The organism is Acidiphilium iwatense (assembly GCF_021556475.1).
GTDB lineage: Bacteria > Pseudomonadota > Alphaproteobacteria > Acetobacterales > Acetobacteraceae > Acidiphilium > Acidiphilium iwatense.
The window spans coordinates 35,456-62,446 of the sequence record NZ_JAKGBZ010000020.1 but is presented as its reverse complement, the minus strand read 5'-3'; the positions used below and the strand labels follow the sequence as shown (position 1 = coordinate 62,446).

The 26,991-nt window shown below is 65.3% G+C and carries 21 protein-coding genes; 9 read left to right on the top strand and 12 right to left on the bottom strand.

What is annotated here, in order from left to right:
- The 4 genes from arsH to L2A60_RS11470 form a co-directional block, all read left to right on the top strand.
- The coding region (arsH, locus tag L2A60_RS11485) for an arsenical resistance protein ArsH (protein WP_235704515.1) at positions 1-586 on the top strand (586 nt) is incomplete at its 5' end.
- A gap of 168 nt (positions 587-754) precedes the next feature.
- Positions 755-1,219, top strand: a complete 465-nt coding sequence (speD, locus tag L2A60_RS11480; protein ID WP_235704514.1) for an adenosylmethionine decarboxylase — start codon at positions 755-757, stop codon at positions 1,217-1,219.
- A 68-nt stretch (positions 1,220-1,287) separates the two neighbouring features.
- Positions 1,288-2,148 (top strand): polyamine aminopropyltransferase, encoded by an 861-nt coding sequence (gene speE / locus L2A60_RS11475; RefSeq protein WP_235704513.1) that lies wholly within the window; start codon positions 1,288-1,290, stop codon positions 2,146-2,148.
- Between the two features lie 14 nt (positions 2,149-2,162).
- Positions 2,163-3,461, top strand: coding sequence for a chloride channel protein (locus L2A60_RS11470; RefSeq protein ID WP_235704512.1), 1,299 nt, complete (start codon positions 2,163-2,165; stop codon positions 3,459-3,461).
- Here L2A60_RS11470 and L2A60_RS11465 read toward each other — a convergent pair.
- Genes L2A60_RS11465 through L2A60_RS11455 form a run of 3 tightly spaced genes read right to left on the bottom strand, consistent with a single transcriptional unit; the run spans position 3,436 to position 5,992 of the window.
- Positions 3,436-4,392 carry an acetyl-CoA carboxylase carboxyltransferase subunit alpha gene (locus tag L2A60_RS11465; protein WP_235704511.1) on the bottom strand — a complete coding sequence of 319 codons (957 nt, stop codon included), beginning with the start codon at positions 4,390-4,392 and terminating at the stop codon, positions 3,436-3,438. The genes L2A60_RS11470 and L2A60_RS11465 overlap by 26 nt on opposite strands.
- Positions 4,393-4,428: 36 nt before the next feature.
- The gene (locus tag L2A60_RS11460; protein ID WP_235704510.1) at positions 4,429-5,601 is read right to left on the bottom strand and encodes an isovaleryl-CoA dehydrogenase; all 1,173 of its coding nucleotides are present in this window, start codon (positions 5,599-5,601) and stop codon (positions 4,429-4,431) included.
- Positions 5,588-5,992, bottom strand: coding sequence for a hypothetical protein (locus L2A60_RS11455; protein ID WP_235704509.1), 405 nt, complete (start codon positions 5,990-5,992; stop codon positions 5,588-5,590). The genes L2A60_RS11460 and L2A60_RS11455 overlap by 14 nt, the downstream gene beginning before the upstream one ends.
- A gap of 54 nt (positions 5,993-6,046) precedes the next feature.
- On the opposite strand from L2A60_RS11455, the gene L2A60_RS11450 reads away from it, so the two are divergent.
- The 3 genes from L2A60_RS11450 to ppdK are packed head-to-tail and all read left to right on the top strand — an operon-like array spanning position 6,047 to position 11,602.
- Positions 6,047-6,931 carry a glycine--tRNA ligase subunit alpha gene (locus L2A60_RS11450; protein WP_235704508.1) on the top strand — a complete coding sequence of 295 codons (885 nt, stop codon included), beginning with the start codon at positions 6,047-6,049 and terminating at the stop codon, positions 6,929-6,931.
- Positions 6,931-8,925 carry a glycine--tRNA ligase subunit beta gene (glyS, locus tag L2A60_RS11445; RefSeq protein WP_235704507.1) on the top strand — a complete coding sequence of 665 codons (1,995 nt, stop codon included), beginning with the start codon at positions 6,931-6,933 and terminating at the stop codon, positions 8,923-8,925. The genes L2A60_RS11450 and glyS overlap by 1 nt, the downstream gene beginning before the upstream one ends.
- Positions 8,926-8,932: 7 nt before the next feature.
- On the top strand, positions 8,933-11,602 hold the full coding sequence (gene ppdK / locus L2A60_RS11440; RefSeq protein WP_235704506.1) for a pyruvate, phosphate dikinase: 2,670 nt from the start codon (positions 8,933-8,935) through the stop codon (positions 11,600-11,602).
- 100 nt (positions 11,603-11,702) lie between these two features.
- Here ppdK and L2A60_RS11435 read toward each other — a convergent pair whose 3' ends face one another.
- From L2A60_RS11435 to L2A60_RS11420, 4 genes are all read right to left on the bottom strand, one after another.
- Positions 11,703-14,714 (bottom strand): glycosyltransferase, encoded by a 3,012-nt coding sequence (locus L2A60_RS11435; protein WP_235704505.1) that lies wholly within the window; start codon positions 14,712-14,714, stop codon positions 11,703-11,705.
- Positions 14,715-14,818: 104 nt separating this feature from the next.
- Positions 14,819-16,018, bottom strand: coding sequence for a hypothetical protein (locus L2A60_RS11430; RefSeq protein ID WP_235704504.1), 1,200 nt, complete (start codon positions 16,016-16,018; stop codon positions 14,819-14,821).
- A complete protein-coding gene (locus L2A60_RS11425) occupies positions 16,015-16,737 on the bottom strand; it encodes a dienelactone hydrolase family protein (protein WP_235704503.1) in 723 nt (240 codons plus the stop codon). Before L2A60_RS11425 ends, L2A60_RS11430 begins: the two co-directional genes overlap by 4 nt.
- Positions 16,738-16,797: 60 nt before the next feature.
- Positions 16,798-17,928 (bottom strand): type III PLP-dependent enzyme, encoded by a 1,131-nt coding sequence (locus L2A60_RS11420; RefSeq protein ID WP_235704502.1) that lies wholly within the window; start codon positions 17,926-17,928, stop codon positions 16,798-16,800.
- 340 nt (positions 17,929-18,268) lie between these two features.
- On the opposite strand from L2A60_RS11420, the gene L2A60_RS11415 reads away from it, so the two are divergent.
- Together L2A60_RS11415 and L2A60_RS11410 are read left to right on the top strand one after the other, a co-directional pair.
- Positions 18,269-18,988 carry a response regulator gene (locus L2A60_RS11415; RefSeq protein WP_235704501.1) on the top strand — a complete coding sequence of 240 codons (720 nt, stop codon included), beginning with the start codon at positions 18,269-18,271 and terminating at the stop codon, positions 18,986-18,988.
- On the top strand, positions 18,985-20,346 hold the full coding sequence (locus L2A60_RS11410; RefSeq protein ID WP_235704500.1) for an ATP-binding protein: 1,362 nt from the start codon (positions 18,985-18,987) through the stop codon (positions 20,344-20,346). Before L2A60_RS11415 ends, L2A60_RS11410 begins: the two co-directional genes overlap by 4 nt.
- Before the next feature lie 26 nt (positions 20,347-20,372).
- Here the strand turns inward: L2A60_RS11410 and L2A60_RS11405 are convergent, their stop codons facing one another.
- The 5 genes from L2A60_RS11405 to L2A60_RS11385 are packed head-to-tail and all read right to left on the bottom strand — an operon-like array spanning position 20,373 to position 26,988.
- Entirely contained in the window at positions 20,373-20,648 is a 276-nt protein-coding gene (locus L2A60_RS11405; protein ID WP_235704499.1) for an acylphosphatase, read from the bottom strand.
- Between the two features lie 25 nt (positions 20,649-20,673).
- Positions 20,674-21,369, bottom strand: coding sequence for an ATP12 family chaperone protein (locus L2A60_RS11400; protein ID WP_235704498.1), 696 nt, complete (start codon positions 21,367-21,369; stop codon positions 20,674-20,676).
- A gap of 6 nt (positions 21,370-21,375) precedes the next feature.
- Positions 21,376-24,051 (bottom strand): AsmA family protein, encoded by a 2,676-nt coding sequence (locus tag L2A60_RS11395; RefSeq protein ID WP_235704497.1) that lies wholly within the window; start codon positions 24,049-24,051, stop codon positions 21,376-21,378.
- A 51-nt stretch (positions 24,052-24,102) separates the two neighbouring features.
- Positions 24,103-25,992: a hypothetical protein gene (locus L2A60_RS11390; RefSeq protein ID WP_235704496.1), complete on the bottom strand. Its 1,890-nt coding sequence runs from the start codon at positions 25,990-25,992 to the stop codon at positions 24,103-24,105.
- 3 nt (positions 25,993-25,995) lie between these two features.
- Positions 25,996-26,988 carry a mitochondrial fission ELM1 family protein gene (locus L2A60_RS11385; protein WP_235704495.1) on the bottom strand — a complete coding sequence of 331 codons (993 nt, stop codon included), beginning with the start codon at positions 26,986-26,988 and terminating at the stop codon, positions 25,996-25,998.
- Positions 26,989-26,991 lie beyond the last annotated feature (3 nt).

The following is a 26,991-nucleotide window of genomic DNA, read 5'->3' as shown; positions in this document are numbered from 1 at the left end:
CTCGTTGCGGGAACGTTCCTATTCGCGTTTCGCGACCGAGGAAGCCGCCCGGCTGCTCGATCTGATGGGCGCCGAAACCCGGATCTACGATCCGCGCGACCTGCCGGTCGCCAACAGCGTACCGGTCGATCATCCGAAGGTGCAGGAACTTCGCGCCTTCTCACTCTGGTCCGAAGCGCAGGTCTGGTGCAGTCCCGAGGTGCACGGCGCGGTCACCGGGGTGATGAAAAACCAGATCGACTGGATTCCCCTGGCCGAAGGTGCCGTGCGCCCCACCCAGGGCCGGGTGCTTGCGGTGATGCAGGTTTCTGGCGGATCGCAGAGCTTCAACGCGGTGAACACGCTGCGTTTGCTCGGCCGCTGGATGCGCATGGTGGTGATTCCGAACCAGTCCAGCGTCGCCCGCGCCTATGAACAGTTCGACGAAGCCGGCCGCATGCTGCCTTCGGCCTATTACGACCGGGTGGTCGACGTGATGGAGGAGTTGCTCCGGTTCACGCTTCTGCTTCGTGATCGCCGCGCCTATCTGGTCGATCGTTACAGCGAGCGGAAAAATGCTGTTGCACGCTCGATAGGGACGTTGTGATCCACCGGCTTCGAGGCTTGCGGGTCTGCGGGGGTAAAATTTCATAATTCCAGGGGGGAAAACCACTTGCGTCTGGGGGCGAATGCCCTCATATCGCGCGCTCTTAGCCCCGGGGGGCGCGGCGCGGTGCCGCGTTCTACAGGCTGTCACTGGTTGAGGGGGTTCGCGATGAACGCACTTGCCCGACTGGGGATGGTCTCGGAAATTCCGAGCGAAAACCAGACGTTTGCTCACGGCGAAGCCGGCGATATGGCGCTGCCGAAGGACTATTTCGTGGAACGCGACGGCGTGAAATTCGCCGGCACGCATCTGCTCGTGGATTTGTGGGGCGCGGACCGTCTCGACGAACCGGATTTGATCGACGCCACCCTGTGCGCGGCCGCCCTCGCCGCCGGAGCAACGATCCTGCACAGTCATTTTCACCATTTCTCGCCGAATGGCGGCGTCTCCGGCGTGGTGGTGCTGGCGGAGAGCCATATCTCCATCCACACTTGGCCGGAACGGGGCTATGCGGCGCTGGACATCTTCATGTGCGGCACCTGCAACCCGTACAAGGCGATTCCGATGCTCAAGCAGGCGTTTACGCCAAGCAGCGTGCAGGTTGGCGAGCAGCGCCGCGGCCTGATCGCCTGAACCCGATCCGATGACCTCGTCGCACCGCCCGGTCGGCACCGGGCGGTGCTTTCGCATGAGAGACCGTCATGACCGATATCTGGTATAACGAAACCCTCTATCCGGCCTGGGGCCAGCGCTTTCGCGTGGTGCGCGAACTCGCCCGCGCGCGCAGCGAATTTCAGGACATCGCGATTTTCGAGAGCGAAACCCACGGCAGGGTGATGACGCTCGACGGCATCGTGCAGATCACCGAGGGCGACGAATTCGTCTATCAGGAAATGCTCGCCCATGTGCCGATTCTGGCGCATGGCGATGCGAAATCCGTGCTCATCATCGGCGCCGGCGATGGCGGCGTTTTGCGCCGCGTGCTGATGCATAAAACCGTGACCAAGGCCGTCATGGTCGAAATCGATGGCGAGGTGATTCGCCTGTCGAAGGAATTCCTGCCCTCGATCGGCGGCGGCGCGTGGGACGATCCGCGCGCCGAGGTTATCGTGGGTGACGGCATCGACTATGTGAAGCGCGCGCCGGATGCCTCGTTCGATGTCATCATCGTCGATTCGACCGACCCGATCGGTGTGGGCGAGGTGCTGTTCACCGACGATTTCTACGAAAACTGCGCGCGCATCCTCACCGCTCGCGGACTGATCGTGAATCAGTGCGGCGTGCCGTTCATGCAGGCGGACGAGTTGCGCGATACGTCGCGGCGCCGCAAGCGGTTCTTTCCGCATGTCACCGCTTATGTCACCGCGGTGCCCACCTATGTCGGCGGCTACATGACGCTCGGCTGGGCCGGGAAAGATCCCAGCCTGACCGCGCATACGGCGGCAACGATCGAGGCACGGGCACGAGAGGCTGGCATTCTCGGCACGACCGGCTATTGGTCGCCCGAGATCCATGCCGCCGCGTTCCATCTGCCGCCCTATATCGCGAAGCATCTGCCGTAGGAGATTGACCTAACATGCAGGTAGCGAAACGGAACCTGATTTTCGTTATCGCCGCCATCATCACCGGGCTGGTCTCGATCGCCTTCGGTATTGGCGTGGTGCGCGCGAGCGCCCTGTTCGCCCAGGTCATCCAGGGACGCGACTGGCTGGCGTTCCTGCTGTGCCCGGCTGGCTTCGCGGTCATCGTGTTTCTTACTCGCAATGTGTTTCCCGGCGCGCAGGGCTCGGGCATTCCGCAGGCCATGGCCGGGCTGCAGATGCAGGACCCGGCGGATGTCGATTCGGTGCTGTCCTTTCGCATCGCGGCGGGCAAGTTCCTGCTGACCCTGCTGGGGTTCGCGGTCGGCGCCTCGATCGGCAAGGAAGGCCCGACCGTGCAGATCGGCTGTGCGGCGATGAATATCTGCGGCCGCTTCGGGCTGGAGCGCAGCCACGCGCTGCAGCGGCTGCTGATCCTGGCCGGCGGCGCGGCGGGAATCACCTGCGCGTTCAATGCGCCGATCGCCGGGGCTGTGTTTGCGATCGAGGAAATGGCGCGCAGCTTCGACGACCGGCAGGTGCGCGCCATTCTGCTCGCCGCCTTCGCGAGCGGGGTGACTCTTCTGCTCGTGCTCGGCTACCAGCCCTATTTCGGATTTTCGCGGGCGATGCTGCCGTTCGGAATCGCCTGGGCGCTGGTGCCGGTCTGCGCCGTGATCGGCGGTCTGGCGGGCGGTTTGTTCGCGCGGATTCTGGTGGCGCCGGCGCGGTTCATGCCCGGTCCGATCAACACGCTGGCGAAACGCCGGCCGGTGGTTTTCGCGGTGGTGTGCGGAATAATCCTGGCCTGCCTGGGCGTGATCTCGCACGGCCAGGTGTTCGATGCGAGCTATGGCGAGGCACGGGCGGCGCTCACGCGCGGGGTTCTGCCGCCGATCGGCTTCGCGCCGCTGAAATGGGCGGCGACCCTGGTGTCCTATTTGTCGGGCATTCCGGGCGGGATTTTCGCGCCGTCATTGGCCGTCGGGGTGGGCGTCGGCACCGCGTTCGCCCATCTGGTGCCGGGTGTGCCGGTAGCGGCCTTCGCGATGGTAGGCATGGCCGGATATTTCTCCGGCGTCGTGCAGTCGCCGCTGACCGCGACCGCCATCGTCATCGAAATGACCAGCAATCCGGCAATGACGGTGCCGGTCGGTCTTGCCGCCGTGCTCGGCACCATGGCGTCCCGGCTGGTCTGCAAGCAGCCGGTCTATCACGCCATGTCGCATCAATTCCTGCGGGTGATCGAGCGCAAGCCGGAGGACAATCTCAGGACAGCGGAGCCTGCCCCATAGCGAGGAATTTCTCCCGCCGCTTGGCCTTGAGCGCTTCGGGCGCCATCGTCTTCAGCGGCGCCAGAGCCGTGCCGATCGCCTCGCCCAGCTGAGCCAGCGCCGTTTCCGGCGCGCGATGCGCCCCGCCCAGCGGTTCCGGCACGATCCGGTCGATGATGCCGAGACGCTTCAGATCCTGCGCCGTCACCTTCATCGCATCGGCGGCCTGTGCGGCCATTGCCCGGTCTTCCCACAGAATCGCGGCGCAGCCTTCCGGCGAAATGACGGAATAGATCGCATGCTCGAACATCAGCACTGCATCGGCTGCGGCAATCGCGATCGCCCCGCCCGATCCGCCCTCGCCGATGATGGTGGCGACGAATGGCACCGGGGCGGCGAGGCACGCTTCGATCCCCCGCGCGATCGCCTCCGCCTGGCCGCGCGCTTCGGCGTCGATTCCCGGATAGGCGCCGGAGGTATCGACGAAGGACAGGATCGGCAGACCGAATCGCCCGGCCAGGTCGATCAGCCGCCGCGCCTTGCGATAGCCTTCCGGGCGCGGCGAGCCGAAATTGTGCTTGAGCCGGGTTTCCAGGTCCGAGCCTTTCTCGATCGCAAGCACCATGACCGGCTCGCCATCGAATCGTCCGGGACCGGCGATGATCGCGGCATCCTCGGCGAAGCCGCGATCGCCAGCGAGTGGCGTGAACTCGGTGATCAGCCGGGCGATCACGTCCTTTGCCTTCGGCCGCTCCGGGTGGCGCGCGACCTGGGTTTTCTGCCAGGGGGTGAGCTTGCCGTAGAGCGTGCGCAATTGCCGCTCGGCCTTGTCGCTGAGCTGGGCGACCTCCTCGGCGATGTTGAGCTCGCCGGGATCGGTCATCCGGCGCAGTTCTTCTATTTTCGCCTCAAGCTCGGCGACCGGCTTCTCGAAGTCCAGGAAATGACGCATCAGCCTCGCCTGTCGCAGAACCGTCGTGAAGTCAAATCAGGCTGTCTCCTTATACAGCTCGCGGCCGATCAGCATCCGGCGGATTTCCGAGGTGCCGGCGCCGATTTCATAGAGTTTCGCGTCGCGCAGCAGCCGGCCGGTCGGGTAGTCGTTGATGTAGCCGTTACCGCCCAGGCACTGGATCGCCTCCAGCGCCATCCAGGTTGCCTTTTCGGCCGCGTACAGGATCGCTCCGGCGGCGTCCTTGCGCGTGGTCCGGCCCCGGTCGCAGGCTTTCGCCACCGCATAAACGTAAGCGCGGGCGGCGCTCATCGTCACATACATGTCGGCGAGCTTGCCCTGAACGAGCTGAAACTCGCCGATTTTCTGGCCGAACTGCTCGCGCTCATGGACATAGGGGATCACGATATCGAGAGCGGCCTGCATGATGCCCAAGGGCCCGGCGGCCAGCACGGCGCGTTCGTAATCGAGCCCGCTCATCAGCACATTCACCCCGCGCCCCAGCCCGCCGAGGATGTTCTGCTCCGGCACGGCGCAATCCTCGAACACCAGTTCCCCGGTGTTCGAGCCGCGCATCCCGAGCTTGTCGAGCTTCTGAGCGCAGGAGAAGCCCGGCATGTCTCGCTCCACGATGAAGGCGGTGATGCCGCGCGCACCGGCTTCCGGGTCGGTCTTGGCATAGACGACCAACGTATCCGCATCCGGTCCGTTGGTGATCCACATTTTCGTGCCGTTGAGAACGTAGGTGTTCCCGAGCTTCTCCGCGCGCAGCCGCATCGACACCACATCCGACCCGGCATTCGGCTCGCTCATCGCCAGCGCGCCGACGGCGCTGCCGTCGAGCAGGCCGGGCAGGTATCTGCGCTTCTGCGCCTCGGTGCCGTTCAGGTTGATCTGGTTGACGCAGAGATTCGAATGCGCGCCGTAGGACAGCCCGACCGAGGCCGAGGCGCGGGAGATTTCCTCCATCGCCACCGAATGCGCCAGATAGCCGAGGCCGGCGCCGCCATATTCTTCCGGCACGGTGACGCCGAGCAGCCCCATCTCGCCGAATTTCGGCCAGAGATCAGCCGGGAAATCGTTATCGCGGTCGATCGCGGCGGCGCGCGGCGCGATCTCGGCCTGGGCGAACCGGCGCACCGTCTCGCGCAAGGCGTCGATCTCCGGGCCGAGATCGAAATCGAGCATGGTCTGGCTATTGGCGAGCATTTTGTCCTCCGTTCGTCGCGCCGGCATAGCGTGGAGCGGCGGCTTCGAGCCAGCCCCATAACCCCAATGCCGCGCCGATAATGCCTTCCGTGCCGTTATAGTTCACCACGGCAGCGACCCCGACCGCCAGCGCCGCGACCCCCGGCCAGCGCCGCGCGAAGGCGAAGCCGAGCAGGCCGAGCACCAGGGAGGCCAGCCCGAACAGCCGCTCATATTGCAGCCACAGCACAGCCTGGCGTGGCACGCAGACCAGCGGCGCCTGCGGCCCGGCGCAGACGCCGACATAGGCGCGCGGCACGATAGTCACCTCGCGGAACAGGATCGCGGCGACCCCAACGGCCAGAACCACGCCGATCCCGGCCCAGTCATGCCGGTGCAACCTTGCCCTCATCCCATCTGCCCCGTAATGGTGCGTCGCGAAACGCCACCCTCTTAACATGGTATCATGGCCGACCTGAAACACGCCGCCAGTTCTTCCGCGCTGAGCTTCCAGGATATCATCCTCACCCTGCACCGGTTCTGGGCGCGCCAGGGCTGCGTGATTTTGCAACCCTACGATATGGAAATGGGCGCCGGCACCTTCCACCCGGCCACCACGCTGCGCGCCCTGGGGCCGAAGTCATGGGCGGCGGCCTACGTTCAGCCGTCGCGCCGGCCGTCCGACGGGCGCTATGGCGAGAACCCGAACCGGCTGCAGCATTATTACCAGTACCAGGTCATCATCAAGCCAAGCCCGGCCGACGCGCAGGATCTGCTGCTGGAAAGCTACCGCGCGATCGGCCTCGATCCGCTGCGCCACGATTTTCGTTTCGTCGAAGACGACTGGGAAAGCCCGACCCTCGGTGCCTGGGGGCTCGGCTGGGAGGTCTGGTGCGACGGCATGGAGGTCGGCCAGTTCACCTATTTCCAGCAGGTGGGGGGCATCGCGGTCGATCTGCCGAGCTTCGAGATGACCTACGGGCTGGAACGTCTGGCGATGTATGTCCAGGGCGTGGAGAACGTGTTTTCGCTCCGCTTCAACGACGCGGGAACCACCTACGGGGATGTGTTTCTCCGCGCGGAGAAAGAGTATTCGGCGCATAATTTCGAATTCGCCGATACCGATATGCTGATCCGCCATTTCGCGGACGCGGAAGCCGAATGCGGCGCGCTGGTCGCGCGCAAACTGGCGCTTCCCGCCTATGATTACTGCATCAAGGCGAGCCATTTGTTCAACCTGCTCGACGCGCGCGGGGTGATTTCGGTCGCCGAGCGCGCCTCCTATATCGGCCGGGTGAGAACCCTCGCCAAAGCCTGCGCCGAGGCGTGGGTTGCCGGGGAGACGGCCTGATGCCCGAGTTTTTTCTGGAACTGTTCTCCGAGGAAATCCCGGCGCGGATGCAGGCGGCGGCGGCGGAACAGTTGCAGCGTATCGTCGAACGCGCGTTCGGCAGTCTGCGGCCGCGTGCTGGCAAAATCTGGTTTGCCCCGCGCCGCATCGCCTATCGTGCGGAAATCGATGCGGCACTGTCCAGCGACGCTGGCACCGCAGCGATTCGCGGACCGCGCGTTGGCGCGCTGCCGGCGGCGATCGAAGGCTTCCTGCGCAAACACCGGGTTACCGCCGATGCGTTGGAGCGGGAGGGCGAATTCTTTGTCCTGCGGCCAACGATCGGGAACCGGCCAGCGCGAGCGATTATCCCAGAGGTTTTGCCGTCTGTCGTCAGCAAGCTGCCTTGGCCGAAATCGATGCGCTGGGGCGAGTCGGGCGATTTTGCCTGGGTGCGGCCGCTACGCCGGATCACCTGCCTGCTCGATGGCGAGGTAGTGCCCATCACCATCGGCCCCGTCACCGCCTCGGACGAGAGCGAAGGCCATCGTTTCATGGCGCCGGGCACATTCAGGGTCACCAGCGCCGCGCAATGGGAAAGCGAACTCGAACGCCGTTATGTCGTCGCGGATGCGGCGAAGCGACGAGCCAAAATCGAAGCGGGGTTGCGCGCGGAAGCCGCGTCGCGTGGCCTCACCCTCGTCGAAGATGCTGCCCTGCTCGATGAAGTGGCCGGCTTGGTCGAATTTCCGGTGCCGCTGATCGGACGCATCGAGCCACGGCACATGGCGCTGCCGCCGGAAGTGCGCGAATTGTCGATGCGGGTGAACCAGCGTTATTTCGCCACGCGCGATTCATCGGGAAATCCGGCGCCATATTTCGCCTTCGTCGCCAATATCGAAGCCAATGACGGCGGTGCCACGATCGTCGCCGGCAACGAGCGGGTGCTGCGCGCGCGCCTCGCCGATGCCGAGCATTTCTGGAACCTCGACCGCAAGCATTCTTTGTCGGATTATCTGCCGAAGCTGAAATCCGTCACGTTTCACGCCAGGCTCGGCACGCAGTTCGACCGCGCCGAACGCATCGCCACACTCGCGCGCGAAATCGCCGCAGCTCTCGGTTATGATTCCGTTGCCGATCAGGCCGAACGGGCGGGAAGGCTCTGCAAGGCCGACCTTGTGACCGGTATGGTCGGCGAATTTCCCGAACTGCAAGGCATCATGGGCGGCTATTATGCCGATGATCCGGCGGTAGGAGCGGCGATCCGCACCCATTACCAACCCAAAGGCCCGAGCGACGAGGTGTCGCGCGGTATCATTCCCTGCGCCGTCGCACTTGCCGACAAGCTCGACACGCTGCGCGAATTCTTCCGCATCGGCGAGAAGCCGACCGGCTCCGGCGATCCCTACGCGCTGCGCCGTGCCGCCCTCGGCGTCATTCGGATCATCCTCGAAAACAGGCTGACCCTGAAGCTGAATTTGTTGCTGGAAAACACGGAGCTGTTCGACTTCATTCTCGACCGGCTGCGCGTGAAGTTGCGCAGTGAAGGCCGGCGATTCGACATTCTCAACGCCGTATTCGAGGCCGCACCGGATGACGATCTGCTTCGAATCATGAAACGTGCCGACGATCTCGGTAATTTTCTCGCAACCGATAATGGCGCCAATCTTGTCGTCGCGTATCGGCGGGCGGCCAATATCCTGCGGATCGAAGACGCCAAGGATGGGCCGCATATCGGGGAAATCGAGCCGCTCAGTCTTATTGCGGATGAAGAAATCGCGTTTCGAAACAAGCTCGATGACATTATCAAATCGGTCAAAATTTTTTTATCAACAGATCAGTTCGGGGCGGCATTGGGTGAATTGACGACACTTCGCGAACCCGTCGATGCCTTCTTCGAACACGTCACTGTCAACGCCGACGATCCGGCGCTGCGCCGCAACCGGCTTCGCCTGCTCGCAAGGCTACGCGACGTGATGCACCAAATCGCCGATTTCTCGAAACTGGAAGGGTAACACCGCCATGAGCAAATATGTTTACAGTTTCGGCCCCGGTGCCAGCGATGGCAGTGCCGCGCTGCGCAACCTGCTCGGCGGCAAGGGTGCCAACCTTGCGGAAATGGCCAGCATCGGCCTGCCGGTGCCGCCCGGCTTCACCATCACCACCGAGGTCTGCACCCAGTTCTACGCCAATGACCGGCAATATCCCGCTGGATTGCAGAATCAGGTCGATGCGGCGCTCACGAAAATCGAGCAGGAAGTCGGCCGCAGATTCGGCGACAAGCACAAACCCCTGCTGGTTTCCGTGCGCTCCGGTGCGCGGGTGTCGATGCCCGGCATGATGGACACTGTGCTCAATCTCGGCCTCAACGACGTCACGGTCCAGGGACTTGCCGAAGGTGCTGGCGATGCGCGTTTTGCCTGGGATTCCTACCGCCGTTTCATCCAGATGTACGGTTCGGTGGTTCTCGGCGTCGCCCATCATCGCTTCGAGGAAATCATCGAGAACGTGAAACTCGACGAAGGCACCGTCGAAGACACGCAGCTCACCGCGCAGGACTGGCACCGCGTCGTCGAAAGCTACAAGGAGGTTGTCCAGGCCGAAACCGGCAAGCCCTTCCCGCAGGACCCGCACGATCAGCTCTGGGGCGCCATGGGCGCCGTGTTCGGCTCGTGGATGAACCAGCGCGCCATCACCTATCGCCGTTTGCACGAAATTCCCGCCGACTGGGGCACGGCGGTCAATGTCCAGGCCATGGTGTTCGGCAATATGGGCGAGGACTGCGCGACCGGCGTGTGCTTCACCCGCGATCCGTCCACCGGGCTCAATGAATTCTACGGCGAATATCTCGTCAACGCGCAGGGCGAAGACGTGGTCGCAGGCATCCGCACGCCGCGCCCGCTTTCGAAATCCTATGCGAAACCCGGCGAGATCAGCATGGAAGAGGCTTTGCCCGAGGCCTATGCGGAGCTCAAGCGAGTGCGCGAGACGCTGGAACGCCACTATCACGACATGCAGGACATCGAGTTCACGATTCAGCGCAACAAGCTCTACATGTTGCAAACTCGAAACGGAAAACGTACTGCCTCGGCGAGTGTGCGCATCGCGGTCGAAATGGCCGAGGAAAATTTGATCGACCAGCGCGAGGCGGTCACGCGGGTCAACCCGCAATCGCTCGACCAGTTGTTGCATCCCACGCTTGATCCGAACTCGCCGCGCAAATTGCTGTCGAAGGGCTTGCCCGCGTCGCCAGGTGCTGCCTCCGGCCTCGTCGTGTTTTCGGCCGACGAGGCGGAAATGCGCGCGCAGAAAGGCGAAGCGGTCATTCTGGTGCGGATCGAAACCAGCCCCGAGGATATCCACGGCATGCACGCCGCGCGCGGCATCCTGACGACACGCGGCGGCATGACAAGTCATGCCGCAGTCGTTGCGCGTGGCATGGGCCGCCCCTGCGTCGCGGGTGCCGGCGGTATCCATGTCGATTACGGCGCCAAGACGCTTTCGGCCGGCGGCGTCAGCATCCGTGCCGGCGATACCATCACGCTCGACGGCGCCACCGGCGAGGTTTTCGCCGGATCGGTGCCGATGATCGAACCGCAACTCTCCGGCGACTTCGCAAAGCTGATGGGCTGGGCCGATAACATTCGCAGGCTGAAAGTTCGCGCCAATGCCGAGACGCCGCTCGATGCCGAAACCGCGCGCAAATTCGGCGCCGAGGGAATCGGCCTGTCGCGCACCGAACACATGTTCTTCGACCCCGAGCGCATCGGGGCGGTACGACAGATGATCATGGCGTCCGACGAACGCGGGCGGCGCATCGCACTCGAAAAACTTCTGCCATTCCAGCGGAAGGATTTCGTCGGTCTGTTCCGCATCATGGCCGGGCTTCCGGTAACGATCCGCCTGCTCGATCCGCCGCTGCACGAATTTCTGCCGCATGGCGAGGCCGAACTCGAGGAGGTGGCAATCGCATTGGGAATGGGCGTGGACGCGATGCGCCAGCGCGCCTCCGAACTCAGCGAGGCGAATCCGATGCTCGGCCATCGCGGCTGCCGCCTCGGCGTTTCATACCCGGAAATTTATGAAATGCAGGCCCGCGCCATTTTCGAAGCGGCGCTTGAGGTCGCGAAGGAAACCGGCAAGGCGCCGGTGCCGGAAATCATGATCCCGCTGGTCGGCATGAAGCGCGAGCTTGACATCACCCGCGAGCAGGTCGAGCGCGTCGCCAGATCGGTGTTCGACGAGGCCGGCCAGACGCTGGAATACAGCATCGGCACGATGATCGAATTGCCACGTGCGGCCCTGACCGCCGATGCGATCGCCGAATCCGCCGATTTCTTCTCATTCGGCACCAACGATCTGACGCAGACGGTGTTTGGCCTATCACGCGACGATGCTGGAAAATTCCTGCCGCGCTACGTGGAATCCGGCATCCTGCCGAAGGATCCGTTTGTCACGATCGATATCGAAGGCGTCGGCGCGATGGTGCGCATCGCGGCCGAAAAAGGCCGCGCTACCAAGCCTAACCTTAAGCTCGGTATTTGCGGCGAGCATGGCGGCGATCCGACATCGATCATGTTCTGCGAGGAAATCGGTCTCGATTACGTCTCGTGCAGTCCGTATCGCGTGCCGGTGGCGCGCTTGGCGGCCGCCCAGGCGGCGATCGGCGTTGGCGGCGACCGCACAGCTTAGAGCAAGGTAGGTTCTGATTGAACCATTTCGTTCAATCGGAACCGGCCAACTTGCTCGCCAAAATATGAGTAGAGCGTGATCGGCATGAACCGATCACGTTCTAACTAACGGCACGCAGATACGGACGGCGTTTCGATGCTGGCTTGCCTGCCTCGTCGAGAATCGATTTCACAGTGGCGTCGAAACGCGCGCGGGTGTTCTCGCGTTCCAGCCGGCGCAAAGCCGCTTCGCGCATCCCCCGCCAGGTCTCTTCGTCGCAATAGAGGCGGGCGATTTCACGGGCGAAGCCGCGCGCGTCGTCCACCGCGGCGCCGGCGATTTCCGCATCCTTGTCCCAGCCGAGCTGACGGATCAGCAGATCGGTTGCGACACAAGGCAATCCGAACGACGCGGTTTCATAAACCTTGTAGGGCGTGCCGGCGGCAAATCGCGTCGGCGCGATGAAAACCCGGTGGCTGTTATAGGCGGGGCGAATATCGTCCACGCTGCCGCGAATCTCGATATGAGGATTATCGGCGAATTCCGAAAGATCGATATCCGGTGCGGTGTAGCCGATGAAAATGAGCTTCGGCGGCGTGCCCATCTCGCGGATCAGCGCCGGGAGGATCGCATCGCGATACCACCGCAGCGAATCGAAATTCGGGCTGTCGCGCCGATGGATGCTCGCGATGAACAGAATCCCCTCACGCGCGGAAAAACCGCGCGGTGTCGGATCGAGATCGCGGATCGTCCCCAGAACCGAAACCTGCGGCAGGCCCAGTTCGCGCAACATCGCGGCTTCGGCCTGGTTCACCGCCGTCACGTGCCGGCAGACATCGGCGTTGCGGAATTCGTCCTGCAAAGCGGCGGCAAGATCGAAATCGCCTCGCTCGGAACCGACGGCAGCGGACGCAGCATCCCGTGCGGCCACGATCGCCTCGGTATCGAGAACGAACGGAGTGCGCACCGGATCGATGCCGGCTTCCCGGAAGATCGGCAAAGTCCGGTCGAGATTATGGGTGCGGGAAATCCAGATCGCGTCGTAAAAATCCTGCCGCTCCTCCAGCAATTGCGGTAGGGTCAGGATGGTCCGGTCGTGCAGGACCTCGACCGTGTCAGGCAGGTCGCCGAACAGGCTCATGATATCGTGGCGCGCGCCGTTGACCGGTAGCACCGAAACCCGCCAGCCCGCTTCGGCGATCGCGCGCACCGCGTCATTGGATCTGACGAATCCGGAACCCAGGCGCCGCACCGGCACGGTATCTTCCAGGAATAGAACGCGCTTTCCCCTGCCGTCCAACGCGCGCCCCTTGATGATGTTGGCAGGCGTGGATTCGAATTTGGTCTTGAGAAACGCGGCGTGTTTGCGCTTGAATACACGCCGCCCCCGTCGCATCAGTGCCATCGATGCTTCGGTATTGGCGGCGCTGCCGAATTCGAGATGATGCACGACGACATCGGGATCATAGACGATGCGATGCCCGCCTTCGATCATCCGTACGCAGAGATCGACTTCTTCGTAATAGGCGGGGCTGAATGCCTCATCGAAGCCGCCGAGCCGCCTGATCAGATCGGTCCGGCAGAGCAGGAACACGCCCGAACAGTAATCCACGTCGCGCACGAAATTGGCCTCGGGTGCTAACGGTGACGCGTCGCGCAGGTAACCGATCGTGCTGCCATCCGCCCAGATGATCGAGCCGGCTTCCTGCAGGCGGCCATGGGTACGAATGACCTTGCCGCCGACCGCACCGATGGCGGTATCGGTTTCGAGGCGGTCGAGTGCGGCGGCGATCGCGCCATGGCCGAGTTCGATATCGTTGTTGAGATAAAGCAGCGCGGGCGCGGTCACCAGTTCCAATGCCCGGTTGCACGCCTTGAGAAAACCGAGATTTTCCCGGCTGTGAACGATCGTCGCACCCATCACATAGGTTTCGATCCGCCTGGTGTCGTCGGTCGAGGCGTTGTCGATGATGATAAGCTCGATATCGTCCGCGTAATTGTCGCGCAACGAGGCAAGTGCCAGCATCGTCAGCTCGAACCTGTTGAACAGCACCATCACCACGGCGAGCGCCGCAGGTCCGTGCTGTGCAAAATTCAGCCGCCTGCGCGCGAACAGCGCGACCTGATTGCGGGCCTTGAGTTCGAAAAGCTGCTTCGCCGCCGGCTCGGCAATGTCCGGTACGCGTTCGGGTGGGCAAAAGACGAGATTGTCCTTCAACCCGATCATGCGCAGATGGGCAAACGCATCGCGCACATGTCCCGCGTTGAGATCGTCGCGCACGCGCGGGTTCATGTCGCGATAATAGAGCAGGTCGATATCGCCGCGCGGCCGGCGCAGTTCGAACGCGCCGAATTGCACGAAGTGCCGGTAACCGCTCGGAAAATGTCCGGCTTCGATCGCCGCCCGAATGTCGGGATAGGTGTCGCGATAATAGGATTCGGAGAATTCCGGCACCGGATCGAAACCGTCCTGGCCGCCGAGGGTCACATAATGGTGCAGCGCGTTGCGCACGATGCCTGCGGCGATCGCGGCGCGCGCCCGGTCGTGGGTCGCGGCATACCAATCCGGCGCGAAATAGGGCGAGGCGGCCAATTCCGGTACATCGCGGTAAAGCGCATACAGATAATGCGCGAACGGGCCGCACCGTTCGAGGTCTTCGGGATCGGCGCCCGCCTCGATCGCGCGCGCGCGGTAAAATTGCGGGTCGAACATGAAATGGCCGATCCGCGCCTCGCGCTGGCCCGATTTCAGCCAATGGTCGTAGCGGCCGAAACAGCGATGCCGGTCGAGATTGTCGAGGGTCATATCCTCGTAGAGCCGCCCGTAAAGCGCATCGTCGAACAGCCAGTGCGGCGAAAGCCCCCGATAGCCGTGCTGGCAGTAATGATCGAAGCCTGAGCGATACTGGCCGGCACGGATCAGGGCGGCGACATCCGGGTTCCGGTTCAGATAGAACAGTTCGTCGAAGAGCGGGCTTGGGCTGTGGCCGAGCCTGCAGCCGAAGCGGAGATAATAATCGAGCGCGAGGCCGGGATCGCTGCCGCAGCAATGATCGGCCTCGGGATAGGTGGCCAGATACCATTCGGCATCGAACACCGCCCAGGCGGCATCGATCTCCGTTTCTCCCCGCAACAATTCAACCGCAGTTTTCGGCAAATTATTTACTCATCCCAACGAATATACAGGTTGAACAACAGAATATCGGGTGGCGCAAGAATTTTGTGGCGCGCCGGAATTCATCGGCGCAGCGGGTTGATTCCAAGGGCCGCAAGCGCCGACCAGGCTGTGGGTGCCAGGGCCGGAACCCGGTAATAGGCGAATTTCGGTGAATTTGCACCCGGTCCGATGGTCAGGCCGGTGGCCAGTCTCTGCTGATCCGTCGTGAAGAGATAACCGTCAGGTGCGCCCTGATGCCCGAGTGTGGCGAGAAAGCGTGCCGCCTCGCGGGTTCGTCCGGCACGCCGAAGCGACAGCGCCGCGAAGGCAGTGCCTTCGGTCCAGATGCCACGGCTCGCCGCGCTGAATCCGATGCCGGCGGGGTGGGCGTGCGGCCAGCCGAGCGCGCGCAGTGCCGGCGCGATGACCGATCCGTCCGCCAATCCGGCGAGATACGGCCAGAGATTCGCATCGGCCGCGAGCAGTCCGTTGCGCGCGCCATCCGGCGTCAGCCCGGCGGCGAACAATCCGGTCGCGGGATCGAGCATCGAGCGGACGAATCCCGCGGCGCGGGCAGCATCCGCGTGCATCCCGAGCCGCGCGAAACCGATTGCGAGATCGGTATTCTGCTCCGTGCTGAGCCAGAGAAGTTTTTGCGGATGCGGCGGAAAGCCGAAATATCCGCCGGAGAAACCGTTCTTGTCATGGCAATGCGCCACGATCCAGCCCGCCGCGCGCCGTGCCGCCGCGTCATAGCGCGCGCCGTTCACCCCCGCCTCGCGCAAAGCGGTCCAGAGCAGGATCGCCCAGGCGATCGGCCCCGCCTCGCTGCCCACCTGATACGGGTCCTCGGCCCAGAGCTTCGCCTCCGCGTCCCACCAGCCGGGCAGGGCGATCGGCGGCGTCACCGGGCCGGCGCGATAGGCGTTGCGCAGCCGGCCGTCGCGAAAATCGGGGTCATGCGCCTGCGCCGCCACAAATGCATCGGCGATCCGCGCGGCTTCCAGCGCGTGTCCGGCGGCGAGCAGCGCCAGCCCGGCTAACGCATTGTCATAGGTATAGGCTGCCGTGTCGTTGGCCGGCGCGAATTCTGGAAAATCCGCATTGGCTGCCGCATCGGGATAGCTCGCGAGGAGCGCCGGCCCTCGCGGAACGGCGCTGAGCCGCTTGCGGATCGCCCCGGTCAGCGGTTGCGCGAGCGAAAGAGGCTTCGATGCCCCGGCCCACCCCGCCGCCGGCATCGAAACGATACCGGCGATCAGCGAGCGGCGCTTGATCAACCCAGCACGGAGACCAGCGCTTCCGCCGTGCGGCCATTGGCGATGGTCGCGGCGCGACGGTCGTAATGCACGCCGTTCACCCGCGCGAAGGCGTGCGGCACGCCCGGATATATGTGCGTCACGATATGCGGATTGCCCTTCGCGCCGGCGAGCACGGCGTTGCGCACCGTTTCGCTGGAAAACTCGTCCTGTTCGGCGATATGCACCAGAAGAGGGTGCCTGATGTTGCCGAATTCGGGCACGAGCTTGTCGAGCATGACGCCGTAATAGGAAATGTTGATATCGGCGTCCGAACGCGTCGCCATCATCACCGCGAGCCTGCCGCCGAGGCAGAAGCCGACGGTGCCCGCGCGGCCGTTGCAGCCCGGCATTTTGCGCGCGGCGACCAGGGTGGATTTGAGATCATCGATGCCCTTGTCCTGATCGAACCCGTTCATCAAAGCGAAGGCCTGTTTCCACTCGGCTTCGGATTTGTCGGTGATGTCCACGCCTGGTTCCTGCCGCCAGAACAAATCGGGCGCGACCGCGATATAGCCCATCTCGCCGATTTCCTGGCAGGTCGCCCGCAGCGCGTCGTTCACCCCGAAAATCTCCTGGATGACAACCACGGCGCCGGTCGGTTTGGTCGAGGGCGTTACGGTATAAGCCTTGAAGCTGCCGCTGCCGTCGGCGGCCTCGATCTCGATGCTGCCGGTCGTGGTGGTGATCTTGTCCGTCATGATATCCTCCCTGTTGCGGTTGCCATGCGCCGCCGGATTCCGTCGGCAGCGCGACCGACATCACAGATAGTATTCCTGCGGCGGCGGAAAACCGTTGAATCCCTGGCTCGCATAAGTTGTGACATAGGCGCCGGTGTCGTGAATCAGCACGCGGTCGCCCGCTTTCAGCGCCGAAGGCAGGCGATACCCGGTGTCGCGATACATCACGTCCACCCCGTCGCAGGACGGTCCTGCGATCACGGCGGGCGTCGCCGCACCGGCGATGCCGGGGGCGGAAATCCGGTAGCGGATGGCTTCGCCTTCGGTTTCGGCGAGACCGCCGAACCGTCCGATATCGAGATAGACCCAGCGCCGCCCGCCATCTTCGGCGCGCGCGCAGGCGAGGACCACTTCGGACACCGCGACCCCGGCATCGCCCACCACCGCGCGGCCCGGTTCGATCAGCAGATCGGGCAGGTCGTTGCCGAAGGCGGCGCGCACCGACGCCATGATGGCCTCGCCGAAGGTTTCGATCGGCGGGACGTCCTCGCGATAGCGGATCGGGAAGCCGCCGCCGAGATTGAGCAGGCGCAGGTCGATGCCGCGAGCGCGCAGATCGGTGAACACCATCGCCGCCTGGGCGATCGCGGTCCGATAGGCGCCAACCCCGGTCTGCTGGCTGCCGACATGGAACGACACGCCGTGCGGAATCAACCCGAGATCGCGCGCTTCGATCAGCAGATCGCGCGCATGATCCGCCGAGGTGCCGAATTTGCGCGAGAGCGGCCAATCCGCGCCGCTCTGGCTGACCGAAAGCCGGCAATACACTTTCGCTCCTGGTGCCGCTTGAGCCAGTTTCGCCAGTTCCTCGCCGGAATCGAAGGCGAACAGCTCAACGCCGTGCTCATGCGCCTCGGCGATCGCGCTTTGCTTCTTCACCGTATTGCCGAAGCTGATCGTGCCTGGATCGGCGCCGGCGGCAAGACAGGCGCGGATCTCCTCGATGCTCGCGGCGTCGAAGCGCGAGCCAAGCCCGGCCAGACGGTCGAGAATCGGGGCGGCCGGGTTGGCCTTCACGGCGTAATAGATCGCGGCGTCGGGCAACGCCGCGTGCAAAGCGGCGAAATTCGCCGCCACGCGATCGAGATCAACCGCGACGGCAGGGGTGGCGTAGGCGCCGGAATCGAGAAAACGGGCGAGTTTCGGGGTCATGAACCCACTCCCTTTCCAGACGTGCAGCCCCGCGCGATGCGCGGGACGGGTTGCGAAACGGTCGAACGAACCAGCGACCAGACGAAACCGGCGCGTGCGGCGCCGGGTGTTGCCAGAACGCTTGACGTCGTTGCGTAACCCCCGGATGGGAGGCAGAGGCACGTGCGTTGCTGCGTGAGCAGCGCCTGTGACGCGCTGCGTGAGCGGCGCGATAGACCCAAACCCCCGCTGGCGCAAGTGAATTTTATTTCGCCGGCCCGATCGTGAGCGCCGGGTACGAAACGTAATGAAGTGCAACGCGGCCTGCCGCGCGCCGCGGCTTCACGCTATTGTAACAGCCATGGAAACCATGCCGCATATTCTGGTGGTCGACGACGATCGGGACATCCGCGACCTGCTCGCCCGCTTCCTCGAACGCCAGCGCTTCCGCGTCACCGCCGCGCGCGACGGGCGGGAGGCGCGCCGCGCCTTCCTCAACGGACATTACCAGCTTGTCGTGCTCGACCTGATGCTGCCGGGCGAATCCGGGCTCGATCTCGCGCGCTGGCTGCGCACTGAAACCAAGGTGCCGATCATCATGCTCACCGCGCTGGGCGAGGAGCCGGACCGGATCATCGGCCTCGAACTCGGCGCCGACGATTATGTAACCAAGCCGTTCAACCCGCGCGAGCTGGTCGCGCGCATCCGCGCGGTGCTGCGCCGGGTGGGCGAGGGCGAGGAGCGCGGCCGGGAGCAGCCGGCACGGCTCTACACATTCGCCGGCTGGGTTCTGGAAACCGCGCGGCGCCGGCTGGTCGATCCGCAGGGCGTCGATGTGGCGCTGACCGGCGGCGAATACGATCTGCTGGTGGCGCTGCTCGACCGGCCGAACCGCGTGCTGACCCGAGACATGCTGCTCGACCTCTTGCGCGGCCGGCAGGCCGGCCCGTTCGACCGGGCGATCGATGTCGCGATTTCCCGGCTGCGCCGCAAACTGGAGGATGACGGGCGCAACGCCCAGCTCATCAAGACCGTGCGCGGCGGCGGCTATGTGCTCGCCGCCTCGGTCGAGCGCACATGATCTCACGCCCGATGCGATTCCGTCTCTGGCCGGCCAGCCTCGCCTGGCGCACCGCATTGACGCTGCTTGCCGGATTCGCGGTGGTGCAGGCGATCGGGCTCGGGATTCATACGGCCAATCAGATGGCGCTCAATCACATCATCGCCGAGCGCGAAATCGCGACGCGGGATATCCTGCTCTATCGGCGCGTCGCGCTGGCGCCGGCGGAGGATCGCCCGTCGATCGTCGCCGCCGAGCAGGGGCTGAACGGCGAACGGATCAGCCTGGACCCCATCCCGCCTTTTTCGGGCAGCTTCGCCCTGCCGCTGCCGGCACGGCAGATCATCCGCGGCTCCATCCTGGCCTTTCCGATGAAACCGCGCTTTCGCCCGCACCGCATCCTGATGCGCGGCAGAATCCAGTCGCCACCGCGCATGATCCTGAGCTTCAAACTGCCGGATCAGGGCTGGCTGACCATCTCCTCGCCGTTTCATCCCTCGGCACCCTGGCAAAGCCCCGGCTTCGCGACCGCCTTCATCGTGATGTTCGTCCTGGGCGCGTTGCTGATTTTCTGGGCGGTATTCCGGCTCACCGCGCCGGTGCGCACCCTGGCCGAGGCCGCCGAACAGCTCGGGCGCGATATCGCCCACGCACCCGCATTGCCGGAAAGTGGCCCCACTGAAATCGCCACCGCAGCGGTCGCCTTCAATACGATGGCCATGCGAATCCGCCGCTTCGTCGAGGACCGGACCTTCCTGCTTTCGGCGATCGGCCACGATCTGCGCACGCCGATCACCAGGCTCAAGCTGCGCACCGAATTTCTGGAAGACGATCAGCAGCGGGAAAAATTCCTCGGCGATCTCGACGAGTTGGAGGCGATGCTGGCATCGACTCTCGCCTTCGGGCGGGACGTGGCGCAAAGCGAGGCGAGCGTGCCTGTCGATCTCGTGACCCTGCTGCGCACCGTGCTCGACGAAGCCGCCGATATCATCCCGGAATGCGCCGATGCGCTGCGCTATGACGGGCCGTCGCATGTCACATTGCGCGCCCGGCCCTTGGCACTCAAGCGCGCCTTTGCGAATCTGATCGGCAATGCGCTGAAATATGGCGATTCGGCGCGGGTAACGCTGCGCGATGCGGCGCGCGATACGCTGCGGATCGACATCGAGGATGACGGGCCGGGGATTCCCGCCGCCGAGCTCGACCGGGTTTTCGAGCCGTTCCGCCGGGTCGAGTCCAGCCGCAACCGCGAAACCGGCGGCACCGGGCTCGGACTTGCCATCGCGCGCAACGCCATCCGCGCCCATGGCGGGGATATCACCCTGGCCAACAAACACGGCGGCAAAGGGCTGATTGCGTCGGTCTATCTGCCGCGGTGAACGCTCAAACCCGGTATGTCGTTCGCCTATTCCGACGGCCGCTTGAAAAAACCAGGCTCGGCGGGCGGGTCGGCGAAATCCTCGATGATGTCGCGCACCTCGGCACCGGGCGGCCCGCGCCGGCAGGCGCGCAGCAATTCCTCGACCGAAGGCGCATCCCCGGCAATCAGCGCTTCCACCGAGCCGTCGCGCCGGTTGCGCACCCAGCCGGCGAGGCCGAGGCGGCGGGCGCGCGTCACCATCCAGTCGCGGAACCCCACATTTTGCACCCGGCCCGACAGGCGCAGGGTCTTCGCGATCATGGCGCGTGCCGTGCGATCATGCCCATCATGACCGCGCGAGTGTAACGAACCTCACGCCGGATGCAATCTCGGCACCGACCGCGCGGCGCCGTGCCAGGGCTTCGGGGTCGGTCCCCCATTTCCGCTCCTGCCAGGTCTCGTCCAGGGTGGCGAGGCCGTAGGCCGCTTCGGGAGCCAATGCGCCGCGCAGCGTGGCAAGGCCGAGCACGAGGCTGCCAAGCGCCGGCACGATGACGCCGAGTCCGGCCAGGGCCCAGCAATTTTCCGCTACGAGCACGCGCGCGAGGGCGGCGATTGCCGCATCGGATTGATGGACGGCGATCATCCCGGTCGTCGTGGCAAGCCGTGCCCCGAAGCTCTCCGCCGCCCAGTCGAGCCAGGGCTGCCACGCCTGATGCTGGAGGCTGGCGAGATCGTCCGGCGCCTCGGCGCGGTAGCAGAGCAGATCGGTGCGGCCATAGGCAAGCAGATTGCCGCGGACCGGCTCGGGATCGGGAGCGATCCGCTCGATCGCTGCACCGGCGAGCCGGGTGAGCGGCAAATCATCCGCCGCGATGCCGTGGCCGGCCGCGCTCCATTCGGCGGCGATCGCCTCGGCGAGCGGACGGGACGGCACCGCGAGCGGCGCGCCGCCGGGCAGGCGAAGTGGCTTGCCGTCGAGCGAGATGCCGAATCCATCCTCCACCACCACGCAGGCGGCGGAGTGCCAGAACCGTTTCATCGACCCCTACCGGAACAGCGATTGCAGCAGGTTCTGCGGGCCGCCTTGTGGCGTCGTACCCTGCGCCGGCGCGACTCCCGGCGCGGCGGCGGTGACCGGCATCGGGCCGGGATGGCCCATCCGCGCCAGCGCCAGCGCGCCCCGGCAGCTTTGCGGGTTCGGCGGCGCGCCGATGCCGATGCCGAGTTGCCGGGCAAACCGCCCCAGCACCGTGTTGCCGTTGGCGCCGCCCAATTGCTGCGCGAGCGATGCCGCCGTGGCACCATAGGCGCCGGGCGATGCCACGCCGGCATGCGGATTGCGGAACGTTCCGTTAATCGCGACCGGCACCGGCGCGCTGCCATTGCCCATCCGAACCTGCGGGCGCAGAACCAGATTGAGCCGCTCGGCGCCGAGATCGAGGGTGCCGGTGCCGGTAAGATACATCCGGCTGGAATCGAGAGTGAACGCGCGCAGGCTGGCCAGACCGTTCTTCGCATCGAGCCGCGCGGCGAAGCAGCGCACCGAAACCGGACCCTGCGCCCCCACCATACCCGCGGGCAGGCCGGCGGCGCCGAGCGCGTTGCCGAACAGCCGGTTGAGCAAGGCGCCGTCCACCTCGCCATTGACCGTGGCCATGCCGAGATTGCCGTTGAGCGTGGCCGCGATTCCGCGCGGCGTGTTCCCCTGGCCGGCGAGATCGGCATAGAGCTGCACCGTCGCTCCCGCCGCGTTGGGCAAGCCGAGCAGGGTCAGCAGCGGCGCCAGGCGGAACGCCGGCGCCGCCTCCGTGACGTGAACACGTGGCGGATTGGCGGTGGCATCCACGTTCAGCGTGCCGGAGACCGAGCCGCCGGGCAGTTCCGCGCTGATCGGCCGGACCGTCAGCACGCCGTTCTGCAACAATCCGTGCGCGGTGATCGCGTCATAGGTCGCACCGTCATACATCAACTCGCCGATGGTGAGTTCGACATTGCCGTTGCCCCGGCGCAGCAGGCCGAAGGGCAGGGGCGTCGACGGAATCAGCGGACCGGTGCCGGCATGCTTGCCGGCGGCTGGGGCAGGCGCGGGCGGATTGCCGCCGTCCGACGCCGAGGCGGAGGGCTTCGGCATCGCCCGCATCAAGGCGGTGAGATCGACGCGCGGGGCATTGATCACCGCCTGCAGATCGGGCGCCTTGGCGAAAATCAGGCTGAACGCGCCGCCGAACTGCGCCTGATCCGAGCTGACCGCGAGGCTGTCGAGGCCGATTGCATGGTCGAGCCCCTGACCGCCGGGATCGGTGAGCAGGCCGGACAGGCCGATATTGGTCCAGGCGGGCAGCTTCATTCCGGCAAGGTCGGAGAGATGCGCGAGGTCGGGAATTTTTGCCGTGAGTTTCAAGGCCACGCCCGCGAGTTTTGCCGGGCTCGCGATTCCGCCGGCGACGCCGAATTGCGCATTACCCACCTTGGCGGCGAGATTGATGCCAAAGCGCTGCATGGTCGCGGGATTGCCGGGCTGCGCGGGTTTCGTCCCGTGAAAGGCGGCTTCGAGAATCGGGCCGAGCGGTCCGGCGGTGCCTTCCAGACCCAGTACCTTGCCCTGATATTGTCCCGCCATCGCCACATTGAGCGGCTGATCGAGCGAGGCCATGGTTGCATTGAGCGATGCGATGGACAGGCCTTTGCGCCAGGATTCGAGATCCGACCGGCCAGCGGTCAGGCTCGCATTGCTGATCGCCGGCAACAGACCCGAGGCGGTTTGGGTAAGCTGCGCCTTGACATCGACGGATTTGAGCGGCGGCAGGCCGGACTTGCCGGCATTCATGCCGCCCAGATACGGATCGAGCGCGGCGAGATCGGGAATGGTGGCGTGAAGATCGAGCACATAGCCGCGCAGCAGGCGCGGATGGGCGACGCTGCCTTTTATGTGCAGGTCAGACCCCGCTGCTCCGAGCGTGACATCCACCGGCCAGGGGGCGTTCCCCGTGCCGGTAAGGCGCGCGACGGGCCCGACCGTGCCGTCCAGGGTGAAGGGCGCGCTGTTATACCGCGCCTGCATCGACACGTGCAGCGGCGCATCCAGCGCGTCGGCCCGGCCGGTGAAATGCGCGATGGTCAGGGTAACGGGCTGCCCATGCGGCACCGCTTGCGTCGCTCCCGGCTTGAGCGGAACGAGCCTCACCGGCGGCTTGTAGGTGATCGTGCCGTTTTCGATCGAAACCGATTGCAGGGCGATTTTTTGCCCTGTGCTCTTCTGAACCGATAAAGATTGCGTGATGATGGCCTTGGCGTGGCGCGGCTGGCTCAGCAGCCAGTTCGGTTGTCCCGCCGCGTCGTATTCCAGGGTGATCGCGGGATCGACCAGGACCAGCTTGACGATGTCGATCCGGTGACTCAGCAGGGGCAGCAGCGCGACCCTCGCCTCCACGCGCTTCAGCGTGGCCATGTCCGCATCGGCAAAGCCGGGCGGATTGGCCAGAACGATGCCAGAGGCGGAGATGGTGGGCACCAGCGACAGGCGCATGTGCAGCGGTCCCGCGATGGTGAGTTGCCGGTGCGTCGCCCGCTCGACCGCAGCGACGATCTGCGGCTTGTAACGGTCGGGATTGAAGCTGGCGACGAAGATCGCGACGGCGGCAACCGGCACCAGAATGACAATCGCCACGACGATGATCGCCATCCGGCGGAAGTGCTTCGACTGCTGCATGATGTCTGCCATACGTGATTTTCCCGGCCGCCGCGAGCGCGGGCCGGTCGGATTGCGGTGAATTCAGAACCCGAACATGTGGTCGAAGGAAAACGCGCTGCCGCTCCGCTTGCCGTGATAGCCGAACAGCCGGCAGGTGGCGTCGCGGATCAGCACGTAGCCGCCTTCGGCGCGGGAAAGCGCCTCGGAGGTGAAAATGCGCCAGGGTTCGACCATGGCGGAGCCGGAGCAGGCGATGGCGAGCGGCTCCTCGGCGATCACCTGCCCTTCGGCGTCGTGCAGGACGAGATGGGTGTCGGAAAAAGCGTGCCATCGCGCCGAGGCCGGATAGGTCAGCACGCAGAAGCTTGGCCTCGCTTCGGTGCCGAGATCGAGAAACAGCCGGGTCGAAAGGCCCGGCGGTGGCCCGGCATAGGATTGCGGCTCGTTCTTCCAGGTCATGATCGTGTTGAACATATGCGCGCCGAAACTGGTTTCGGCCGCGTGGCTGCCGTCGCGCAGCTCGTAGCGAAACAGCCCGTGCAGCCAGCCATCGGCCTCGCCGCCCTGGGAGAAATCATAGACCAGTTCGCCATGGCCGCCTTCGGGCAGGGCATCGGCGCCGAGTAATTCGTCGATATCGATGGCGCTCGCGTGGTCGCGCCGTAATGCGCCATAGGATTTCTGGACGAGGAGCGTGCCGTCCAGCGCGAATATATCGAGCCGGAGAGGAATCGTGGCCTGGGTATGCGCCATCGGCGTCGGCAGGGCGACGGTGCGAAAATCCCGGCGCGGCAGGATCGGGAAGGGCAGCAGGAAGCCTCGCCCGAGCAGCGGCGACAGCGATTTCAGGCTGGGATCGGGTTTGAGATCGGCGCGCTCGACGTTGACATGGGCGATGCGGGTGCGGTTCGCGCACTCGACCTCGTAGCGCGGACGGACCATGTGGCGCCCGGCGCGGATCTCGATCTGCGCCGGCCAGCGAAGCTCGGGCAGGTGCTCCACGACATCGATGGCGCGTGTGGCGAAAGGCGGGATCTCCGCGCTTAGCGCCACAGGAGTTTCCGCGCCCATGCGGTCGAGGCTGACGGCACCTGCCGGGATCGGCACGGCGTGGCTGTTCTGCAGCCAGAGGATGACCCGTTCGTCCTCGCGCGGGGCGGGCAGGCCGGCGAACCGTTCGGACGGCCAGGCATTGGCGTCATGGGTGCAGGACAGGCTGCCATGGCCGTCGCGGGCAAAGGTGTCGAGCGCATATTTCACCACGTCGTGGCCGGCCACGCCGATCGCGTGGATGAAGAGCTGGCCGGTGAACGGGCCGAGATTGAAGCGGCGGCGGATAGCGTCGCTGCCGATCGCGATGGTGCCCGCATGATCCGGGATCGCGTGCTCGAATTCGGCAATCGGGCCGCCCGCCGCGTCGAACAGGCGGCACCAGAGCCGCACCGATTTCGCGCCGTAGCCGGTCCAGTAATTGGCGGTGACGAGGCGTGTGGCCATCCTGTCGTCATCGCGGAAAAACACGAAATTGGTCGCGAAGTTGAGTGGATCGAGATAACGGCGCGGATTGGTCAGTATCGAGTCGGGCAGGCGGACGGCATCCAGCGTGACGATCTCGGCTCCGGCGGGCGCAAACGGCTTGATGCGCGCGGCGAGGCGATGGGCATCGAACGCGGCGATCAGCACGATTCGGGTGTTCGCGCCGGGCAGTTCGGTCAGCGGGCGGGTTGTCGCGCCACCGCGCAGCTCCCCCAGGGCCAGAGTGTCATGGACATAGACGCCTTCGACCGGGAAATCCGGCGCGAGCGCGCGGAGCGGGGCGAAAATCCGCTCGGGATCATAGACGGCAACCGGACCGAGCGCCGTGAGACGGTTTGCGAGTTCCGCAAGCTTTTCGGCGGCGAGCGGATGCGCCAGCGCCTTGTAGACGGCGTTGCCGCCACGAAGATTGTCGAAGGTTTCGATATCGAGCATCGTTCAAAATCCCAGGCGGCGGCGCAATTCGGCCGCGGCCATCGGCGTGTCGTTCAGGGACTCAGCCGGCCAGAGGTCGAGCCGGCCGGCGAAGTTTCGGGCTCGGCCGCATGCGACCATGTCGTCCATGAAGGCGCCGATGCGCACCGATCGCCCCGGCAGGCGGGCGAGCAGGACGGGTACTGCCGTGGCGGCCGCTTCCGAGACCATCGAGACCGAATCGGCGGTGACCACGATGGCGTCGGCGAGGGCCAGCATCCCGAAATACGGGTTTTCGCCCGTCATGTCCCAGATCCAGGCGCCGCGCGGTGCCAGGGCCTCCGCGAGTGTCGCACGGGCACCGGCATCGGTGCGGCGCGACGGGGTGAGCATCAGGCCGACGCGGTCGCGATCCATCATCGTGGCGAGACCATCGGCAAAGGCGCGCGCCGCCGCCGCATCCAGCCGGTAGCGGCCGTTCGACCCGCCGACCAGGACGGCGACCAGCGGGCGCGGGAGCTGCGCGAAAACCGGCTGCCACAGCGTCCGTTCCTCGGCGAGGCGCGCGGCGGTGACCCGGTGCAGCGCGGTGCGGGTGACGATGACGTTCGGGCCGGTGATGCCGTCGTGTTTCGCCGCGACAATCGCATCGAACCGTGTCGGGTCCATGCGCGGATGCTGGACGATGACGGCGGGCAGGTCGCGCCGGCGCAGCGTGCCGAGCAGGCGCGCGGCGGCACCGCCCGCGCCGATCAGCAGATCGCCTTCCGGCGGGGCGAGAGCGGCCGGATCGATCGCCCGGCGCGGATCGGGCCAGAGCATCGGCGACAGGAACGACCAGGGCGTTTTCGGCGTGATGACCCTGCAATCGGGCGTGAAACCGGCAGCTTCGGCGAGGCCGAGCGCCTGGGCGCGCAGCCCGGCGAGATCAGTGCACAGAATGCGAGCGACCGGGGCGGGCTTCGGCGCGGCATCGATGCGCGGCGCGTCCAGGACATCGTTGCGGGCAGCTTGCATCGC

Coding starts and splice junctions, on each gene's coding strand:
- speD (WP_235704514.1), top strand. CDS start 755: ATGAACGCACTTGCCCGACTGGGGATGGTCTCGGAAATTCCGAGCGAA.
- speE (WP_235704513.1), top strand. CDS start 1,288: ATGACCGATATCTGGTATAACGAAACCCTCTATCCGGCCTGGGGCCAG.
- L2A60_RS11470 (WP_235704512.1), top strand. CDS start 2,163: ATGCAGGTAGCGAAACGGAACCTGATTTTCGTTATCGCCGCCATCATC.
- L2A60_RS11465 (WP_235704511.1), bottom strand. CDS start 4,392: ATGCGTCATTTCCTGGACTTCGAGAAGCCGGTCGCCGAGCTTGAGGCG.
- L2A60_RS11460 (WP_235704510.1), bottom strand. CDS start 5,601: ATGCTCGCCAATAGCCAGACCATGCTCGATTTCGATCTCGGCCCGGAG.
- L2A60_RS11455 (WP_235704509.1), bottom strand. CDS start 5,992: ATGAGGGCAAGGTTGCACCGGCATGACTGGGCCGGGATCGGCGTGGTT.
- L2A60_RS11450 (WP_235704508.1), top strand. CDS start 6,047: ATGGCCGACCTGAAACACGCCGCCAGTTCTTCCGCGCTGAGCTTCCAG.
- glyS (WP_235704507.1), top strand. CDS start 6,931: ATGCCCGAGTTTTTTCTGGAACTGTTCTCCGAGGAAATCCCGGCGCGG.
- ppdK (WP_235704506.1), top strand. CDS start 8,933: ATGAGCAAATATGTTTACAGTTTCGGCCCCGGTGCCAGCGATGGCAGT.
- L2A60_RS11425 (WP_235704503.1), bottom strand. CDS start 16,737: ATGACGGACAAGATCACCACCACGACCGGCAGCATCGAGATCGAGGCC.
- L2A60_RS11420 (WP_235704502.1), bottom strand. CDS start 17,928: ATGACCCCGAAACTCGCCCGTTTTCTCGATTCCGGCGCCTACGCCACC.
- L2A60_RS11415 (WP_235704501.1), top strand. CDS start 18,269: ATGGAAACCATGCCGCATATTCTGGTGGTCGACGACGATCGGGACATC.
- L2A60_RS11410 (WP_235704500.1), top strand. CDS start 18,985: ATGATCTCACGCCCGATGCGATTCCGTCTCTGGCCGGCCAGCCTCGCC.
- L2A60_RS11405 (WP_235704499.1), bottom strand. CDS start 20,648: ATGATCGCGAAGACCCTGCGCCTGTCGGGCCGGGTGCAAAATGTGGGG.
- L2A60_RS11400 (WP_235704498.1), bottom strand. CDS start 21,369: ATGAAACGGTTCTGGCACTCCGCCGCCTGCGTGGTGGTGGAGGATGGA.
- L2A60_RS11395 (WP_235704497.1), bottom strand. CDS start 24,051: ATGGCAGACATCATGCAGCAGTCGAAGCACTTCCGCCGGATGGCGATC.
- L2A60_RS11390 (WP_235704496.1), bottom strand. CDS start 25,992: ATGCTCGATATCGAAACCTTCGACAATCTTCGTGGCGGCAACGCCGTC.
- L2A60_RS11385 (WP_235704495.1), bottom strand. CDS start 26,988: ATGCAAGCTGCCCGCAACGATGTCCTGGACGCGCCGCGCATCGATGCC.